The 15,252-nt window shown below is 62.8% G+C and carries 22 protein-coding genes; 13 read left to right on the top strand and 9 right to left on the bottom strand.

Annotated features, from left to right (window positions below; all coding sequences use genetic code 11):
• Nucleotides 1-211: 211 nt before the first annotated feature.
• The 3 genes from ABID44_RS10785 (at nucleotide 212) to ABID44_RS10775 (ending at nucleotide 1,385) form a co-directional block, all read left to right on the top strand.
• The gene (locus ABID44_RS10785; RefSeq protein ID WP_354151719.1) at nucleotides 212-403 is read left to right on the top strand and encodes a Flp family type IVb pilin; all 192 of its coding nucleotides are present in this window, start codon (nucleotides 212-214) and stop codon (nucleotides 401-403) included.
• Nucleotides 404-481: 78 nt separating this feature from the next.
• Nucleotides 482-820: a hypothetical protein gene (locus ABID44_RS10780; RefSeq protein WP_354151718.1), complete on the top strand. Its 339-nt coding sequence runs from the start codon at nucleotides 482-484 to the stop codon at nucleotides 818-820.
• 64 nt (nucleotides 821-884) lie between these two features.
• Complete coding sequence (locus ABID44_RS10775) at nucleotides 885-1,385, top strand: NUDIX hydrolase (protein ID WP_354151717.1); 501 nt, start codon at nucleotides 885-887, stop codon at nucleotides 1,383-1,385.
• A gap of 39 nt (nucleotides 1,386-1,424) precedes the next feature.
• Here ABID44_RS10775 and nth read toward each other — a convergent pair whose 3' ends face one another.
• Entirely contained in the window at nucleotides 1,425-2,219 is a 795-nt protein-coding gene (nth, locus tag ABID44_RS10770) for an endonuclease III (protein WP_354151716.1), read from the bottom strand.
• A 22-nt stretch (nucleotides 2,220-2,241) separates the two neighbouring features.
• On the opposite strand from nth, the gene ABID44_RS10765 reads away from it, so the two are divergent.
• The 4 genes from ABID44_RS10765 (at nucleotide 2,242) to ABID44_RS10750 (ending at nucleotide 4,643) form a co-directional block, all read left to right on the top strand.
• Nucleotides 2,242-2,736: a DUF2244 domain-containing protein gene (locus ABID44_RS10765; RefSeq protein WP_354151715.1), complete on the top strand. Its 495-nt coding sequence runs from the start codon at nucleotides 2,242-2,244 to the stop codon at nucleotides 2,734-2,736.
• Between the two features lie 89 nt (nucleotides 2,737-2,825).
• Complete coding sequence (locus ABID44_RS10760; RefSeq protein ID WP_354151714.1) at nucleotides 2,826-3,722, top strand: methylated-DNA--[protein]-cysteine S-methyltransferase; 897 nt, start codon at nucleotides 2,826-2,828, stop codon at nucleotides 3,720-3,722.
• 165 nt (nucleotides 3,723-3,887) lie between these two features.
• Entirely contained in the window at nucleotides 3,888-4,313 is a 426-nt protein-coding gene (locus ABID44_RS10755; RefSeq protein ID WP_035024643.1) for an Hsp20 family protein, read from the top strand.
• A 60-nt stretch (nucleotides 4,314-4,373) separates the two neighbouring features.
• Nucleotides 4,374-4,643 (top strand): BQ00720 family protein, encoded by a 270-nt coding sequence (locus tag ABID44_RS10750; RefSeq protein ID WP_354151713.1) that lies wholly within the window; start codon nucleotides 4,374-4,376, stop codon nucleotides 4,641-4,643.
• A gap of 99 nt (nucleotides 4,644-4,742) precedes the next feature.
• Here ABID44_RS10750 and ptsN read toward each other — a convergent pair whose 3' ends face one another.
• The 7 genes from ptsN to ABID44_RS10715 form a co-directional block, all read right to left on the bottom strand.
• The gene (gene ptsN, locus ABID44_RS10745; protein WP_354151712.1) at nucleotides 4,743-5,207 is read right to left on the bottom strand and encodes a PTS IIA-like nitrogen regulatory protein PtsN; all 465 of its coding nucleotides are present in this window, start codon (nucleotides 5,205-5,207) and stop codon (nucleotides 4,743-4,745) included.
• Nucleotides 5,208-5,278: 71 nt separating this feature from the next.
• A complete protein-coding gene (gene hpf, locus ABID44_RS10740; RefSeq protein WP_354151711.1) occupies nucleotides 5,279-5,860 on the bottom strand; it encodes a ribosome hibernation-promoting factor, HPF/YfiA family in 582 nt (193 codons plus the stop codon).
• Nucleotides 5,861-6,112: 252 nt separating this feature from the next.
• The gene (gene rpoN, locus ABID44_RS10735) at nucleotides 6,113-7,642 is read right to left on the bottom strand and encodes an RNA polymerase factor sigma-54 (protein WP_354151710.1); all 1,530 of its coding nucleotides are present in this window, start codon (nucleotides 7,640-7,642) and stop codon (nucleotides 6,113-6,115) included.
• 130 nt (nucleotides 7,643-7,772) lie between these two features.
• A complete protein-coding gene (gene lptB / locus ABID44_RS10730; RefSeq protein WP_354151709.1) occupies nucleotides 7,773-8,597 on the bottom strand; it encodes an LPS export ABC transporter ATP-binding protein in 825 nt (274 codons plus the stop codon).
• An 8-nt stretch (nucleotides 8,598-8,605) separates the two neighbouring features.
• Nucleotides 8,606-9,178 (bottom strand): LptA/OstA family protein, encoded by a 573-nt coding sequence (locus ABID44_RS10725; RefSeq protein WP_354151708.1) that lies wholly within the window; start codon nucleotides 9,176-9,178, stop codon nucleotides 8,606-8,608.
• The gene (gene lptC / locus ABID44_RS10720) at nucleotides 9,165-9,881 is read right to left on the bottom strand and encodes an LPS export ABC transporter periplasmic protein LptC (protein ID WP_354151707.1); all 717 of its coding nucleotides are present in this window, start codon (nucleotides 9,879-9,881) and stop codon (nucleotides 9,165-9,167) included. The genes ABID44_RS10725 and lptC overlap by 14 nt, the downstream gene beginning before the upstream one ends.
• Nucleotides 9,865-10,071, bottom strand: a complete 207-nt coding sequence (locus tag ABID44_RS10715; RefSeq protein ID WP_354151706.1) for a hypothetical protein — start codon at nucleotides 10,069-10,071, stop codon at nucleotides 9,865-9,867. Before ABID44_RS10715 ends, lptC begins: the two co-directional genes overlap by 17 nt.
• A 43-nt stretch (nucleotides 10,072-10,114) precedes the next feature.
• Between ABID44_RS10715 and sppA the strand changes: the two genes are divergently transcribed.
• The 3 genes from sppA (at nucleotide 10,115) to ABID44_RS10700 (ending at nucleotide 11,772) form a co-directional block, all read left to right on the top strand.
• Nucleotides 10,115-11,065 (top strand): signal peptide peptidase SppA, encoded by a 951-nt coding sequence (sppA, locus tag ABID44_RS10710; protein ID WP_354151705.1) that lies wholly within the window; start codon nucleotides 10,115-10,117, stop codon nucleotides 11,063-11,065.
• Between the two features lie 82 nt (nucleotides 11,066-11,147).
• Complete coding sequence (locus ABID44_RS10705; protein ID WP_354151704.1) at nucleotides 11,148-11,432, top strand: integration host factor subunit beta; 285 nt, start codon at nucleotides 11,148-11,150, stop codon at nucleotides 11,430-11,432.
• Between the two features lie 4 nt (nucleotides 11,433-11,436).
• Nucleotides 11,437-11,772: a DUF1049 domain-containing protein gene (locus ABID44_RS10700; RefSeq protein ID WP_354151703.1), complete on the top strand. Its 336-nt coding sequence runs from the start codon at nucleotides 11,437-11,439 to the stop codon at nucleotides 11,770-11,772.
• A gap of 19 nt (nucleotides 11,773-11,791) precedes the next feature.
• On the opposite strand, the gene ABID44_RS10695 is transcribed toward ABID44_RS10700, so the two are convergent.
• The gene (locus ABID44_RS10695) at nucleotides 11,792-12,781 is read right to left on the bottom strand and encodes an alpha/beta hydrolase (protein WP_354151702.1); all 990 of its coding nucleotides are present in this window, start codon (nucleotides 12,779-12,781) and stop codon (nucleotides 11,792-11,794) included.
• Nucleotides 12,782-12,869: 88 nt separating this feature from the next.
• On the opposite strand from ABID44_RS10695, the gene ABID44_RS10690 reads away from it, so the two are divergent.
• The 3 genes from ABID44_RS10690 to lspA are packed head-to-tail and all read left to right on the top strand — an operon-like array spanning nucleotide 12,870 to nucleotide 15,231.
• Nucleotides 12,870-13,871, top strand: coding sequence for an RsmD family RNA methyltransferase (locus tag ABID44_RS10690; protein ID WP_354151701.1), 1,002 nt, complete (start codon nucleotides 12,870-12,872; stop codon nucleotides 13,869-13,871).
• A complete protein-coding gene (locus ABID44_RS10685) occupies nucleotides 13,868-14,722 on the top strand; it encodes a TrmH family RNA methyltransferase (RefSeq protein WP_354151700.1) in 855 nt (284 codons plus the stop codon). The genes ABID44_RS10690 and ABID44_RS10685 overlap by 4 nt, the downstream gene beginning before the upstream one ends.
• The gene (lspA, locus tag ABID44_RS10680) at nucleotides 14,719-15,231 is read left to right on the top strand and encodes a signal peptidase II (protein ID WP_354151699.1); all 513 of its coding nucleotides are present in this window, start codon (nucleotides 14,719-14,721) and stop codon (nucleotides 15,229-15,231) included. Before ABID44_RS10685 ends, lspA begins: the two co-directional genes overlap by 4 nt.
• Nucleotides 15,232-15,252: the final 21 nt, after the last annotated feature.

Genomic DNA, 15,252 nt, shown 5'->3' with positions numbered 1-15,252 from the left:
TTATCTGATTAACGCCAAAAACGATGTAGATTCAACAGGCAACAATAGAAATCAACCATTGCTATTCTGCATTTGTTAAGCACAACCGCTGCGCACATTTCGTTTACCATCGCATTTAACGCAACCGAAAGCGGTGCCCGCGATATTGGGGTCACGGTTCAGCAAGAAACCGCCAAGAAAAGTCACAACCTGGGCAACAAGGAACACAGACATGACCAAGCTTTTCGCACGTTTCGTCAAGGACGAGTCCGGCGCCACCGCCATCGAATACGGCCTGATCGCGGCCCTCATCGCAATCGCCATCATCGGCGGCGCCCGCTTCGTCGGCACGTCTGTGAACGACAAGTTCCAGGAAGTTGGCGACGCCATCGCCGGCACGGCCCCGGCTCCGACCGATCCGTAATAGCAGTTACGGCTTCAGCTTATGAAAAGGTCGCCTTCGGGCGGCCTTTTCTGTTTTGATGAGCATGACGCTGGAACAATGGCGCGACGCACCTATATCCGGTACATGATCCCTCACGCGCAATCGATGCTGAAAACCCACGGCCGCAAATCGCTTGCTGCGATTGCGCTCGCGGCAAGTCTGGCCTTCCCCGCCGCGGCCCAACAGCAGCCGCCTGTCCGGGATAACGCGTCTGAGATCATCCAGCTACAAAACCGCATCCAGCGCCAGCAGTTCGACCAGCAGCAGCAGATCTATCGGCAGCTCGATCGCCAACAGGTCACGCAGCCGCCGACGCCACGCCCACAGGTCCCCGCCTTTCGACAGGATTGTCAAATTACCTTGTCAGGCAACACCTATGTGAGGAATTGCCGCTGACCGGCGGGGTTGCCTCAAATAATTAGCCGACTATTCTGTTCGGTGCATATCGAATCGGCGGAATATGGTGAAACAGAAGAAACGGGTTCTGCGCAAGGCGAAGAAAGGCGAGAAGATCCGCCAGGTTGCGGCGATCCCCTTTCGTACAGGCCCGGACGGCGACCTGGAGGTGATGCTCGTCACCTCGCGTGAAACGCAACGCTTCATCCTGCCGAAAGGCTGGCCGATGAAGGGCAAGAGCGGGCGCAAGGCCGCCACCATCGAAGCGCTTGAGGAAGCCGGGGTCGCCGGCAAGACGCTGAAAGCGCCTGCCGGCTCCTATCACTACTGGAAGCGCCTGCCCGCCGCATTCGTGCGGGTTGATGTCACCGTCTATCTGCTTGAGGTGATCGAGCAGTTGAAATCATGGCGGGAGTCAGGAAGACGGCAGCGCGCCTGGCTGCGGCCGGAGCAGGCGGCGATGCTGATCGACGAGCCGGAACTGGCCACTCTTGTGCGCAATCTCACCCTGCCTGCTCTGGAAGCCCGGACCCGAACGGAGACAACCGGGGCAAGCCCCGACTGATTTGCCGTCGCCGGCGACAACCAGCCGCCGGGGGTTCCCCTACAAGGATTGCGGTATGTCCTGCGGGACCAGTTCCACCAGTGGCGCGGGGACGGATGTTGTCTTCTCCGGCGACTTGCAGATGTCTGCGATCACGCAGGCGGGGCAATCGGGCTTGCGCGCCTTGCACACATAGCGGCCATGCAGGATCAGCCAGTGGTGAGCGTGGCGCATATATTCATCCGGGATGATGCGCACCAGTTCCGCCTCGACCTGCTCGGGCGTCTTGCCCGGCGCAAGCCCGATGCGGTTGCCAATCCGCAGAATGTGGGTGTCGACAGCCATGGTGTGCTGGCCGAAGGCCATGTTGAGCACCACATTGGCCGTCTTGCGCCCCACGCCCGGCAGCTTGACCAGTTCGTCGCGATCACCGGGCACCTCGCCACCGTAATCCTGGATCAATGCTTGCGACAGGGCGATCACGTTCTTCGCCTTGTTGCGCCACAGCCCGATGGTGCGGATATGGTCACCGACCTTTTCCTCGCCCAGCGCCAGCATTTTTTGCGGCGTATCGGCTATCGTGAACAGGGCGCGCGTCGCCTTGTTGACGCCGACATCGGTCGCCTGCGCCGACAGAACCACCGCCACCAGCAAGGTGAAGGCGTTGACGTGTTCCAGTTCGCCTTTGGGTTCCGGCCGCTGCACGCAAAAGCGACGGAATATTTCATGCACTTCGGCCGGCGTATAGAGCGAACGCCTGGCGCGTGCAGGCGGGACCGTACGTTTGGACGCTCGCGCCGGCGTCTGGCTGTTGTTTTCGGTCGCGGACCGCTCTTTTGGCTTGGGCTTGCTCATATGCATCCTATAGTATCGCGCCATGAGCGAGACAAATGTCGACTTTGCCGCGGACCAGCCCTTCTTCGAGGCGCTTTTGAAGCCGCACAGATCGCTTGGCCGAACGGGATTCACGATCCTGATCGGCGCATTGCTGTTGGCCTGGGCGGTCACCGGCATCATCTTCCTCAGCCATGGCGCCTGGCCGATCTTCGGCTTCTTTGGGCTGGACGTGGTGGCGCTCTACGTCGCCTTCCGCCTCAATTATCGCGCCGCACGCGCCCGCGAGGAAGTGTCGATGTCGCGGACGGAACTGCACATCCGCAAGGTTTCGCCCTCGGGCAAATCCGAACAACACCGTTTCAATCCGTTCTGGGCGCGCTTCTCCGTCGCCCGTCATACGGAGATCGGCATCACCCGCATGGCGGTTGAATCGCGCGAGAAGATTGTTCCCATCGGCGGTTTTCTCAATCCGGACGACCGGGAAAGCTTCGCCAACGCCTTTTCCCGGGCCCTGGCGACCGCAAAAGCGCGCTGAAAAACACGCCGGCGGCAGGAAACGGGTGGGAAAGGCGCGACAGTGGGACGATATTCGCCGTGAAGAATACAGACTTGCGAGAAAGTCCCATGAACGCCCGCACCTCCATGAAACCCGTTCCGGTCCTTGAAAGGGACATCACCCCCGAAGGCGGCGACTACGAGATTGTGCGCCGGGTGGTCGAAAAGATCAGCCTCGACTATCGCGACCAGCCCTCGCTGGAAGAGCTGGCGGAGGCCGTCGGGGAAACGGCCACCGGCCTGCAAAAACTGTTCACCCGCTGGGCGGGGCTGTCGCCGAAAGCCTTTTTGCAGGCGGTGACGCTGGACCATGCGCGTCGGCTGCTCGATTCCGGCCTGCCGCTTCTGGAGGCTTCGCTGGAGGTCGGCATGTCTGGCCCGGCCCGCCTGCACGATCTGTTCGTCACCCACGAGGCGATGTCGCCGGGCGCTTACAAGAACCGTGGCGAGGGGCTGACCATTCGCTACGGTTATCACATTTCGCCCTTCGGCGTCGCGCTGATCATGGTCACGGACAGGGGGCTCGCCGGCCTCTCGTTCAATGATCCGAGCGCCGAGCAAGCGGCCTTCGCTGACATGTCGAGCCGATGGCCGAACGCGACCTATGTCGAGGACATGGCCGCCACCCTGCCTTATGCGACACGCATTTTCGACCCCTCCCAATGGCGGGCGGACCAACCGTTGCGCGTCGTCATGATCGGCACCGACTTCCAGGTGCGCGTGTGGGAAGCGCTCCTGTCCATTCCAATGGGACAGGCCCGCACCTATTCCACGCTGGCGAGGCAGATCGGGGAGCCCAAGGCGTCGCGCGCCGTCGGCGCCGCCTGTGGGGCCAATCCCGTCTCCTTCGTCGTGCCCTGCCACAGGGCTCTGGCCAAGTCCGGGGCGCTGACTGGCTACCACTGGGGCCTGACGCGCAAGCGCGCCATTCTGGGCTGGGAAGCGGGTCAGGTTTCCCCGCATTGAACCATTCGGCATGCCCAGCCGGGCATATGCCGATGATCGCCGTTTCCTGTGCAGCCGTTGCGGCGCAATCTTGAACTCGGCCCGACGACAGACCATATCTGGTGCAGGAAAGAATGCCGACTGGGTTCTTTCGGAACATGTCGCTCTCAAAGAGGACAGGACAGCATGACCAGAATGACGCCTTTTTCGAGCCCGCTGCTTCTCGGTTTCGACGCCATGGAGAAAACGCTGGAACGCCTGGCGAAGTCGGGCGACGGCTACCCTCCCTACAACATCGAGCGCCTTCGCGGCGCCGACGGTGCGACCGAGAAACTGAGGATCACCCTTGCAGTCGCAGGTTTTGCCGAAAGCGATCTGGAGGTGACGACCGAGGAAAGCCAGCTCATCGTGCGCGGCCGCCAGTCCGATGACTCCGAGCGCGAATTCCTCCACCGCGGCATCGCCGCCCGCCAGTTCCAGCGCTGCTTCGTGCTGGCGGATGGCATGCGTGTGATCGGCGCAGAGCTCAGGAACGGGCTCCTGTCCATCGATCTCGACCGGCCCGAGGCCGAGCGGTTGGTACGGAAAATAAACATATCGGTGAAAGACTGAATCTTTGCCGATGGTGAGGAGCCGGCCCCGACGGGCGGCTCATAGACAGGAGGCCTGGACATGACCAGAACCGTAGAAACCACTGCCGCAAAGCCGGTGATGAGTACCGGCGAACTGGCGCATCTTGGTGAAGGCTCGGTCGCCTATCTGAGGAAGATGTCGAGCGACGACCTGCGCGGCCGCTTCCCCGGCCTTTCCGAGATCGCGCCCGGACTGGAGCTTTGGGCTCTGTTCGCCGCCAATGGCCAGCCCATTCTGCTGGCCGATGAGCGTGACCGCGCTCTGGCGGGCGCCATGGAGAACGACCTGACCACGGTCGCAACCCACTGACATGACAAGAACTGCGCTTTACACGCAAGGGCCGCACGACGGCGGCCCTTGAAGGAAGCGGTCAGCCTTTGGGGGGATGATTTTGGCCGGTGCGGCGTGTCACGCTGCGTGTGAAGCCGGCGTCTCGGATAAAAGCGAGTGGATGGCCTGAGCATCGCGGGTGCCGCGTATCTTCGCCACCGTATCGCTGTCGCGCAGTACGCGCGCGATGCGCGACAGCGCCTTGAGATGATCTGCGCCCGCGCCCTCCGGAGCAAGCAGCAGGAACACCAGATCGACGGGCTGATCGTCGAGAGCCTCGAAATCGACAGGCGTTTCCAGCCGCGCGAACACCCCCGTGATTCCCTTCACCCCGGCCAGTTTGCCGTGCGGGATGGCGATGCCGTTGCCGACGCCGGTGGAACCCAGCTTCTCGCGCTGCAGGATGGTTTCGAAAATGTCGCGCTCCGGAATGCCGGATATAGTGGATGCGCGCTCGGCCAGAAGCTGGAGCACCTGCTTCTTGGAGTTGGCCTTCAACGCCGGCATGATTGCCGGGACGTCGACAAGATCGTTCAGAGCCATTTCTTGAAATTCCTCTGCTTCGCCTGCCGCGGCCGGCCCGAACTGGCGGGCCGCGCCGTTTTCTCAAACCCTTACGCGGTTTTGACCGTCGCGGGATCTATCCAGCCGATGTTTCCATCGGGCCGGCGATAGACGATGTTGAGCTGTTCGGTGCCACCATTGCGGAACACCAGCACAGGACTGCCTGTGGTGTCGAGTTCGATGACGGCGGAAGCCACCGACATGGTTTTCAGCGCCAGCGCTGATTCGGCAACGATGGTCGGTGCGAAATCGGCCGGAATGTCTTCTTCGTCATCCTCGGCCAGAGCCTCCACCACCGCATAGGCGATGCTGACGCCATCGGAGGCGGCGTTGACCGGATAATGCGACTTGAGGCGGCGCTTGTAGCGGCGCAGGCGCTTTTCCAGACGCTCCGCGGCGGCCTCGAAAGCCTGGACCGGATCGTGGGATTCGCCGGCCGCCTGCAAGGAAGCGCCCGAATCCAGGCGAATTACGCAGTCCGAGGTAAAGCGGGACCCCGATTTGATCATCGTGACCTGACCGGAGAATCCACGGTCGAAATATTTCTGAATGATGTCGGTGATCCGATCATTGATGCGCGTACGAAACGCATCGCCGACGTCCATGTGCTTTCCCGCAATACGCAGTGCCATCTGACTAGTGACCTTCCCTGTACAGGCTTCGAACTAACCGGAGTTTATACCCGTAGTCCGTTCGTACAAGCCGCACGGCACCCCATGTGCCGAATTTGCTCGTGAACTTCGCAGTCGATCCTGACAGCCCGCTATTCATGCACCGATGGCCATCCCGGCGCGGACACCGTCCGTCGCCTCATGCGGGCGGGCTTCTAGACACTTCATTCATGCTTGTCAACGAAACGAGAAACCGGGGTGTGCGTCTTCGCGTCAGCCCTTCAGGCCCGCAAGCGCGCGTTTTTCCCGCCTTCTCTGGACGGAAGAGGGAATGTTCATGCCCTCCCGGTATTTGGCGACGGTGCGCCGGGCGATATCGACGCCTTCCTTCTTCAGCATATTCACAATCGTATCATCCGAAAGTATGGAACCCGCCATTTCGGCCTCGATCAGGGTCCGGATACGGTCGCGCACGGCTTCCGAAGAATGGGCTTCACCCGAATCCGAGGAGGCGATTGCGGCGGTGAAGAAATATCGCATCTCGAACACCCCGCGCGGGGTCAGCATGTATTTGTTGGCCGTCGCCCGACTGACGGTCGATTCGTGCATGCCGATGGCCTCGGCCACGGTCTTCAGGTTCAGCGGACGCAGATGACGCACTCCGAGCGCCAGAAACGCATCTTGCTGACGCACGATCTCCGACGCCACCCTGAGGATGGTCCGGGCGCGCTGATCAAGGCTGCGGGCCAGCCAGTTGGCGTTCTGCAGGCATTCGCCGAGGAAGTCCTTTTCCGCCTGATCGCGGGTCCGGCCGGACACCAGCGCAAAATAGGACTGGTCCACGAGAACGCGAGGCAGGGCGTCCGCATTGAGTTCCACGGCCCAGCCGCCGTCGCTCGCCGGGCGCACCTCCACATCGGCCACGATCGCCTCGCTGGTCCCGCCCGAGAACGCCAGCCCCGGCCGCGGATCGAGCCTCCTGATCTCGGCCAGCATATCGAGCAGGTCTTCCTCGTCCACGCCGCACAACCGTTTGAGCTGCTGGAAATCGCGACGCGCCAGAAGATCCAGATGGTCAAGCAGCGCCTGCATGGCCGGGTCCAGCCTGTCGCGGGCGCGCAGCTGGAGGGACAGACACTCGGCAAGATCGCGCGCAAACAATCCCGGCGGGTCGAAGGACTGACAACAGGACAGCACAGCCGAGACGCCGGCCATATCCGCGCCAAGCCGTTCGGCGATCTCATGGAGGTCAATGCGCAGATACCCGGCCTCATCCAGCCCGTCAGCCAGTTCGGCGGCGATCAGCCGCTGCCGCGGATCGATGAAGCCGAAAGCGATCTGCTCGCCGACATGGTCGCGTAGCGTGAGGGGCGATGCGGCAAAATCCTCCAGATCGAATCCGTCCCCCGCGCCTCCCTGACCGCTTCCCGCTCCCAGGGACTTCCATTGCGTGGACAACGCCGGATCGGGGCGCTCCGACCGGCCCGGATCGTCGGGGAAGAGATTTTCCAGCGACGAATCGAAACGGTCCGAAATGGTTTTCGCAGAGAGGTCCGCCTCATTGCCGAACCAATCGTCGCCCGCCTCGCGCAGCAGGTCGTCGTCCCCTGAGCGGGGCGGCTCGGCAGCCTCGTCTGGAAAAGGCTCGGCGCGCTCCAGCAAGGGGTTGCGCTCCACCTCCTCGTCAACGAAGCGCTCGAGTTCGACATTGGTGAATTGCAGGAGACGGATCGACTGCAACAGTTGCGGCGTCATCACCAGCGACTGCGTCTGTCTGAGTTGCAACTTGGCCGAAAGCGCCATCTGGGGCGGTATACCTCCTTCGCGCCTGCCCGGTGGTGCAGGATATTCGCGCAGGAGATAGAAACTGGCCCGGCTTTTGCTTGTCAAGCGGAACCCGGCCAATAAGGCCGCAACCGCCGCCCGGCGAAGACTACAACGTGAAGCCTTCGCCCAGATAGAGCCGCCGCACGTCGGGATTGGCCACCACCTCCTCCGCCCGGCCATGGGTCAGCACCTCGCCGGCGTGAATGATGTAGGCGCGGTCGATAAGGCCCAGCGTCTCACGCACATTGTGGTCGGTGATGAGCACGCCGATGCCACGCTTGGTGAGGTGGCGAACGAGTTGCTGGATGTCAGCCACAGCGATCGGATCGATGCCCGCGAAGGGCTCGTCGAGCAGCATGTAGGCGGGCCTGCTGGCAAGCGCCCGCGCGATTTCGAGACGCCGCCGCTCACCACCCGACAGCGCCATCGAGGGCGAGTGGCGCAAATGACTGATGTGGAATTCCTCGAGCAGTTCGTCGAGATCCTTCTCGCGCTGCTTGCGGCTCTTTTCCACCACCTCGAGCACCGCGCGGATGTTCTGCTCCACGCTCAGCCCGCGAAAGATCGAGGTTTCCTGCGGCAGATAGCCGATTCCCAGCCGCGCACGGCGATACATGGGCATGGAAGTGACGTCATAGCCGTCAATCTCGATGACGCCTTCGTCCACCGGCACCAGCCCGGTGACCATATAGAAGCAGGTGGTCTTGCCCGCGCCGTTCGGACCGAGCAGGCCCACGGCTTCGCCGGCCCGCACGCCGAGCGACACGCCGTTCACGACCTTGCGGCCCTTGTAGCTCTTGGTCAGGCCCCGCGCGATAAGCGTGCCCTTGAGCCCGGCGGTCACCGAACCGTCCCGGGTCCCTGCGGCCGCCGTGCCGGATTTGCGGCCCGACACGCCCGGCCTGGAACCCAACTTGGGGAATGAAAGCATGCGCGATCCTACGGTTTCTTTTGCGAACCCGGCGTGATCGACATCATGACCCGCTTGCCGCAGGCTTCGACCTGGGCAAGGCCCGTCTTCATCTGAACTGTGAGTTTGCAGCCGGTGAGCACATTGTCGCCATCCGACAGCACGACCTTGTCGCCCGACAACACCAGCACCTCGCTCTTCATGTCGAAGGTGCCGCGATCGCCGGTGGCGACCTGTGTGTCGGACTTGATGTAAACCTTGCTGGAAACCTCCAGCCGGTCGATGTTGGCGGTGCCGGTGGTGGCCGAACCCGTGGACGCCTGATCCCCCTGGGCCTGATCCTTGATGTAGTAGACCTTCATCGCCCCGGCCTTCAGCAGGGTCGGCCCCTGCACCACCTGCACATTGCCGGTGAAGATGGCGAGGCTCTCGTTCTCGCGCACTTCCAGCTTGTCGCTTTCGATCTGGATCGGCTGGTCGCCGGCCAGCTTCAGGCCCGGCATGGACCCGGTTGCGCCCGTCTGGGCGAATGCGGAACCCGCCATGACAAGGGACAAGGCCGATGCAAGGACCGCAAGCCTCGCCGAATCACTGCGTCGCATTGGTGTCTCCGCTCTTCTTCTGGGCCGCCCCGGTTGCGGCGGGATCGATGTTCATGCGAACCCGTTTCTCGAATATCATGACCTTGCCATTCTCCTCCACCGCCATCGTATCGGAGGTGATGCGCGAACCGGGCCGGCTGATGTCGACGGGCTGCTCCGTCTTCATATTGCCTTTGTCGATATCGAGGAAGGCCGATTTCAGCTTCGCGACCATTCCGTCGGTGGTGGTGACGGTCACGTCGCTGTCGATGCTGAGGGTGTTGCTGGCGCGGTCATAGGTGCCCTTCGCGGCATCCACCCTGGCCGTCGCATCGTCGCCGATCGGCAGCCGGGCGTTGATCCCCTCCAGTTCGATGACGCCTTCATTGCCGGCATCCTGAATAGCGCGCACCGCCGTCATCGCATAAGGCAAAAGGGCCTTGGTGAAGCCTTCCAGCTTCGGATTGGACATCACCAGCTTGCCATCGGAAAACGCGCTGCTTTCCGTCGAGACCTGAACCGCCTCAGGCGCAACGATATAGGAATACAGCGGGAAGGCGACGGCCATGGCGATCGCCAGGGCCGGAACCACGAACTTCAGCCTGCGCACACGGCGCGAATGCTGCTGGGCGCGCCCGAATGCGGCTTCCCGATTTTCGGCGCCGGCGGCTCCGGGTCTCGGCCGCATGTCTTCCATGCCGATCGGGTCAGTCGTCTGCGCCAAAATCGCTGCTTTCTACAAACAGGCCCACCTCCACCGCCCTGTAATTCGGGATGCGGGGCCTCACAAACAAGTCCAGATAAACCAAAACCGTAAAAATATGACCGGCATAAGGATACATGATGACGCAAATGGCCGGCAAGTGCCGCTGACCCGCCATGATCGCGAAAGCGGTGGTCGCGGCCGCATCCATGCTCTAAATAGGCTCTGCAATTTCCTGTAGGACGAGACCCAGCATGGCACAGAGAGCCGATGACCTGATCGACCGGCGCAGACTGCGGCGAAAGCTGACCTTCTGGCGCGCGCTCGCCGTCATTATCCTCGCCCTCGCCGTTATCTCGCTTGCGGCATGGTTCCGCGATGACGGGCTGGGCGCCACCACCCACATCGCCAAGGTCAGGATCGCGGGCACCATCACCGAAGACGACAAGCTGCTGGAGCGGCTGGAGAAGATCCGCAAATCGCCGAGGGTCGCGGGCGTCATCGTCCAGATCAATTCACCCGGCGGAACCACGACCGGTGGCGAATCGATCTATGAAGCCGTCCGCAAGATCGCGGCCGAAAAGCCGGTCGTTGCCGAGGTCGGCACGCTGGCGGCTTCCGCCGGCTACATGATCGCCAGCGCCACCGACCATATCGTTGCACGCCAGTCCTCCATCGTCGGCTCCATCGGCGTTCTGGTCCAGTATCCGGACATGACCGGCCTGATGGACAAGCTCGGCATCAAGCTGGAAGAGGTGAAATCCTCGCCTCTCAAAGCGTCGCCCTCCCCCTTCAAGCCCACGAACGAGGAAGAGCGCGCCATGGTGCGCCGCCTGATCCTGGACAGCTATGACTGGTTCGTCGACATCGTCGCCGAGCGCCGCTCAATGCCGCGCGAGCAGGCGCTGGCGCTGGCGGACGGCTCCATCTTCACCGGACGGCAAGGCTTGCAGAACAAGCTGGTCGACGCGTTGGGCGGCGAGGAGGAAGCTGTCAAATGGCTGGAGAGCAAGGGCGTGGCGCCCGACCTCAGGGTGATCGAGTGGAAGCCGCCGGAGGGCGCGGGCAGCCTGATCTGGTCGCAGGCTCTGGCCCGGACGGTGGCGCGCGCGCTCGGCCTGCCCGAGCAAAGTGGCGACATGATCAACGAACTTGGCATGGAACGGCTGTTCCTTGACGGGCTGGTGTCGCTCTGGCACCCTTGACAGCCCGCGTTACGGGTGAAAAAAGCAAGTAAAATCATTTGCATAATTTCGACAGCGTGTTTTCTTCAAGGGGACCGACCGCATGATCAAGTCCGAACTCGTGCAAATTATCGCCTCGCGCAACCCGCATCTGTTCCTGCGCGATGTCGAAAACATCGTCAGCGCCGTGTTCGATGAGATCACCGATGCCCTGGCCGAGGGCAACCGCGTCGAGTTGCGCGGCTTCGGCGCTTTTTCGGTCAAGAACCGCCCCGCGCGCACCGGGCGCAATCCACGCACCGGCGAAGCCGTCGACGTGGAGGAAAAATGGGTGCCGTTCTTCAAGACCGGCAAGGAACTGCGCGAGAGGCTGAACAACGAGAAATAGGCCGATGTTCAATCGCTTCGCTCTCGTCATCGTCTTCGTTCCGCTGGCCATCGTTCTGATCGCGCTGGCCGTCGCCAATCGTGGGCCGGTCGCCTTTACCGTCGATCCGTTCAACCCCGGCAATCCGGCGCTGACCTACACGCTGCCCTTCTTCGTTTTCCTGTTTGCCGCACTGGCGCTCGGCATGGTAATCGGCAGCCTCGCGACATGGTTCCGGCAGGGGCGCTACCGCAAGCTGGCCCGCCAGCGCGCCATTGAGGCCGAGAGCCTGAAGCAGGCGGCGGGTCGTCCGGCGGCCTCTGCCGCGAGCGAATCGGTTCTGCCCCCCCCGACGCCCTGATCCGCCAGCGCCTGATCCATCAGCGGTTGCGGTCGAGGAAGTCGGCGATCGCTTCCACCAGAGCGGGGGCAAGCGGCTGCTTCGGATCGCCATAGGAAGCGAGATTGGCCGCCACGTCGCCCGGCGGCGTGGCCTTCAGAACGTGGTTCATGGCGGGAATGATCTTCAATTCAGCAACCGGCAGCGCCTTTGAAAGTGCTTCGGCGTCGATCGGCCGGACCTGAAGGTCGTTGTCGCCCTGCACGATCAGCACCGGCATGTCGAGCCGCCCGATCAGCTCCGCCGGCTTGCGGCTGAAACCGTCGATCAGGAAGTCCTGCACCTTGTCCCCGAACAGGGGACGCAACTCATGCGGAAGTCCGGCCGTATCCACCTTCTCGCCGCGCTCCAGCGCTCCCACGGCGGCAAGGGCCTGCGGCAGGATCGGCCCGTTGAACGGATTGCCCTCCAGTTGCTCCCGCAGGATTTCGCCCAGCGGCCTGCCGGGCGTCGACACCAGCACCAGCCCGCACAGATCGGGCCCGGCGGTCTGAGCCGCGATCAGCGCGACCAGCCCGCCCTCGCTGTGGCCGAGCAGCCATGCACAACCGGCGCCGGTCCTCTCACGCGCCGTATCGAGCCATGCCAGCGCGTCGCCGGCGTAGTCGTCGAAACCGACGGCGTTGGGATCGGCGAACCCGCCCTTGCTGGAAAACATGCCGCGCTTGTCCACACGAAGCGACGGGATGTTCCGTTCGCCCAGCGCCCCGGCAAGCATTTTGAGATAATCTGCCCGGATCCCCATCGGACTGTTGCCATCACGATCCGTAGGACCGGAGCCGGGAATGATGACGACCGCAGGCCGGCCTTCAGCCTGCCGGGGAGAAAGCATGACGCCCTTCAGGAGGCCGCTCCCCACCTGCGCTTCGATCTCTTTTTCGACCATGGTTTGCATATCTGCGTTTGAGGCCATTACACAGGACAGCACGGCAAGTGCCGCCAGAACCCAGATTTTTACGCATGTCGCCATGATCATGCCCTTGCGTAGAAAGCCGCCATGTTGCGGCCCGGCGGTCGCTATGGCAGAAGCGCAGGCACATTTCCACCGGAGCATTCGCTTGAAAGCCACGCGCAACAGAAGCCAGGAGGCAAGGCCGCGTCCCGAACGGGAGCGCGAGGCCCCGCCGCAGCCGAAGCGTCAGCTTGCCCGCCGCGAAGGCGCGCCGCCGGCGGAAAAGCTGCCGCTGATCCTCGAAGTCGCGCCCAACGCCGATTATGCGCTGCTGGACAGCGGCGACGGCCGCAAGCTGGAGCAATACGGTCCCTATCGCATTGTTCGCCCCGAGGGGCAGGCGATCTGGCGTCCCGCCCTGCCGGACAAGGAATGGAGCCACGCCGACGCCATCTTCACCGGCAATACGGATGAGGAAGGCATGGGCCGCTGGCACTTTCCGCGCAATCCGCTCGGTGAAACATGGCCGATGAAGCATGGCGGCGTCGATTATCTCGGCCGCTTCACCTCGTTTCGCCATGTTGGGGTGTTTCCCGAACAGGGCTCTCACTGGGACCACATGGCCGGGCTGATCGAAAATGCCAGACGGCCGGTCAAGGTGCTCAACCTGTTCGGCTATACTGGCCTCGCCTCGCTGGTCGCGGCGCGAGCCGGGGCCGAGGTCACCCATGTCGATGCGTCGAAGAAGGCCATCGGCTGGGCGCGTGAAAATCAGGAAGTCGCGCGGCTGACAGCCAAGCCGATCCGCTGGATCGTCGAGGACGCTATGAAATTCGCCGAGCGCGAAGAGCGGCGGGGCAGCCGCTACGACATCATCCTCTTCGATCCGCCCGCCTATGGGCGCGGGCCGAAGGGCGAGGTCTGGCAACTGTTCGAGCACCTGCCGGCGCTTGCCGATATCTGCCGCTCGATCCTGACGCCGAAGCCGCTGGCGGTGGTGCTCACTGCCTATTCCATCCGCGCCTCCTTCTTCGCCATTCATGCCCTGATGCGCGACACTTTCGCCGGCATGGGCGGCACGGTGGAATCCGGCGAACTGATCATCCGCGAGAAATCGGCCGGCCGCGCGCTTTCCACCTCGCTCTTTTCCAGATGGATCGCCAGATGAGCGAACATGAAAGACGCCGCCCGGTCGGCCGGGTCAAGGAAGTCACCAGCCTTTCCAATCCGCTGGTGAAGGACATCAAGGCGCTGGCGCTGAAGAAATTCCGCGATCAGAACAACGCCTTCATGGCCGAGGGGCTGAAGCTGGTCATCGACGCGCTCGATCTCGGCTGGGAAATCCGCACCCTGATCTTCGCCAAGGCGGGACGCGGAAATCCGGCGGTCGAGAAGGTGGCTGCGCGCACCGTGGCCGCCGGTGGCGACGTGCTGGAAGTCTCGGAAAAAGTTCTGTCCTCGATCACGCGGCGCGACAATCCGCAAATGGTGGTTGGCGTCTTTTCCCAGCGCCTTGTGCCGCTGAAGGACATCCGCCCCGCCAATCGCGATGTCTGGGTGGCGCTCGACCGGGTGCGCGATCCCGGCAATCTCGGCACCGTCATCCGCACGGTCGACGCGGTTGGCGCAAAGGGTGTGATCCTTGTCGGCGACGCCACCGATCCGTTTTCGCTGGAAGCGGTGCGCGCCACCATGGGCTCGATCTTCGCCGTGCCTGTCGCCAGAGCCAGCGCCGAGGCGTTCCTCGCATGGCGCAAGGGGTTTCCCGGCCTTGTGGCCGGCACGCATCTGAAAGGAGCGGTCGATTATCGCTCGGTCGATTTTTCCGGCAAACCCATCCTGCTTGTGATGGGCAACGAGCAGCAAGGCCTGCCCGACGATCTGGCGGCAAGCTGCGACCGGCTGCTGCGCATTCCACAGGCGGGGCGCGCGGATTCGCTCAATCTCGCCGTCGCGACCGGGGTGATGCTGTTCGAAATCCGCCGCGATGCGCTGAAGCTGGAGGCGTCGCCACAGTGACCCCGGCTCCGCAGGAAATCGGCACAGGCAAATCGCTCGTCCCCTACGCCGTGCTCACCGTCGTGGCCATGGCGCTCGACCAATGGATCAAATATCTGGTCGAAACCGGCCTTCCCTTTCAGGAGAAGATCGATCTTTTGCCCTTCCTCGCGCTGTTTCGCACTTACAACACCGGCATCGCCTTCTCTATGTTGTCCTCCTTCGGCGACACGGGCCTCATCGTCATCTCGCTCGTCGTATCGGCCTTCATCGTCTATCTCGCCTTCCGAAGCGCGCCTGGGCAAATCTTCGCCCGCCTCGGCTTTGCGCTGATCCTCGGCGGAGCCATGGGCAATGTGATCGACCGGGCGGTCTACGGCCATGTCGTCGACTATATCCTCTTCCACACGCCGGGCTGGTCCTTCGCGGTGTTCAACCTTGCCGACGTTTTCATCAGCGTGGGAGCCGCGCTGGTCGTACTGGAAGAGTTCATCGGCTGGCGGCGCGAGGCGAAAGCGCCGAAAAATTGAATGAAAAGCGCTGCAATCGAT

It is taken from the genome of Aquamicrobium ahrensii, assembly GCF_040545755.1.
Classification (GTDB): domain Bacteria; phylum Pseudomonadota; class Alphaproteobacteria; order Rhizobiales; family Rhizobiaceae; genus Mesorhizobium; species Mesorhizobium ahrensii.
The sequence above is the reverse complement of the archived record's forward strand: the minus strand, read 5'-3'. Positions and strand labels throughout refer to the sequence as shown.

Excerpts from the sequence above, each read along its gene's own strand:
- nth (WP_354151716.1), bottom strand. The coding sequence starts at position 2,219 with ATGAGCAAGCCCAAGCCAAAAGAGCGGTCCGCGACCGAAAACAACAGC.
- rpoN (WP_354151710.1), bottom strand. The coding sequence starts at position 7,642 with ATGGCGCTTTCGGCCAAGTTGCAACTCAGACAGACGCAGTCGCTGGTG.
- ABID44_RS10775 (WP_354151717.1), top strand. The coding sequence starts at position 885 with ATGGTGAAACAGAAGAAACGGGTTCTGCGCAAGGCGAAGAAAGGCGAG.
- ABID44_RS10780 (WP_354151718.1), top strand. The coding sequence starts at position 482 with ATGGCGCGACGCACCTATATCCGGTACATGATCCCTCACGCGCAATCG.
- ABID44_RS10765 (WP_354151715.1), top strand. The coding sequence starts at position 2,242 with ATGAGCGAGACAAATGTCGACTTTGCCGCGGACCAGCCCTTCTTCGAG.
- ABID44_RS10685 (WP_354151700.1), top strand. The coding sequence starts at position 13,868 with ATGAGCGAACATGAAAGACGCCGCCCGGTCGGCCGGGTCAAGGAAGTC.
- hpf (WP_354151711.1), bottom strand. The coding sequence starts at position 5,860 with ATGGCACTGCGTATTGCGGGAAAGCACATGGACGTCGGCGATGCGTTT.
- ptsN (WP_354151712.1), bottom strand. The coding sequence starts at position 5,207 with ATGGCTCTGAACGATCTTGTCGACGTCCCGGCAATCATGCCGGCGTTG.
- lptB (WP_354151709.1), bottom strand. The coding sequence starts at position 8,597 with ATGCTTTCATTCCCCAAGTTGGGTTCCAGGCCGGGCGTGTCGGGCCGC.
- ABID44_RS10695 (WP_354151702.1), bottom strand. The coding sequence starts at position 12,781 with ATGGCGACATGCGTAAAAATCTGGGTTCTGGCGGCACTTGCCGTGCTG.
- ABID44_RS10725 (WP_354151708.1), bottom strand. The coding sequence starts at position 9,178 with ATGCGACGCAGTGATTCGGCGAGGCTTGCGGTCCTTGCATCGGCCTTG.
- ABID44_RS10755 (WP_035024643.1), top strand. The coding sequence starts at position 3,888 with ATGACCAGAATGACGCCTTTTTCGAGCCCGCTGCTTCTCGGTTTCGAC.
- ABID44_RS10750 (WP_354151713.1), top strand. The coding sequence starts at position 4,374 with ATGACCAGAACCGTAGAAACCACTGCCGCAAAGCCGGTGATGAGTACC.
- ABID44_RS10700 (WP_354151703.1), top strand. The coding sequence starts at position 11,437 with ATGTTCAATCGCTTCGCTCTCGTCATCGTCTTCGTTCCGCTGGCCATC.
- ABID44_RS10715 (WP_354151706.1), bottom strand. The coding sequence starts at position 10,071 with ATGGATGCGGCCGCGACCACCGCTTTCGCGATCATGGCGGGTCAGCGG.
- ABID44_RS10760 (WP_354151714.1), top strand. The coding sequence starts at position 2,826 with ATGAACGCCCGCACCTCCATGAAACCCGTTCCGGTCCTTGAAAGGGAC.
- sppA (WP_354151705.1), top strand. The coding sequence starts at position 10,115 with ATGGCACAGAGAGCCGATGACCTGATCGACCGGCGCAGACTGCGGCGA.
- ABID44_RS10705 (WP_354151704.1), top strand. The coding sequence starts at position 11,148 with ATGATCAAGTCCGAACTCGTGCAAATTATCGCCTCGCGCAACCCGCAT.
- ABID44_RS10785 (WP_354151719.1), top strand. The coding sequence starts at position 212 with ATGACCAAGCTTTTCGCACGTTTCGTCAAGGACGAGTCCGGCGCCACC.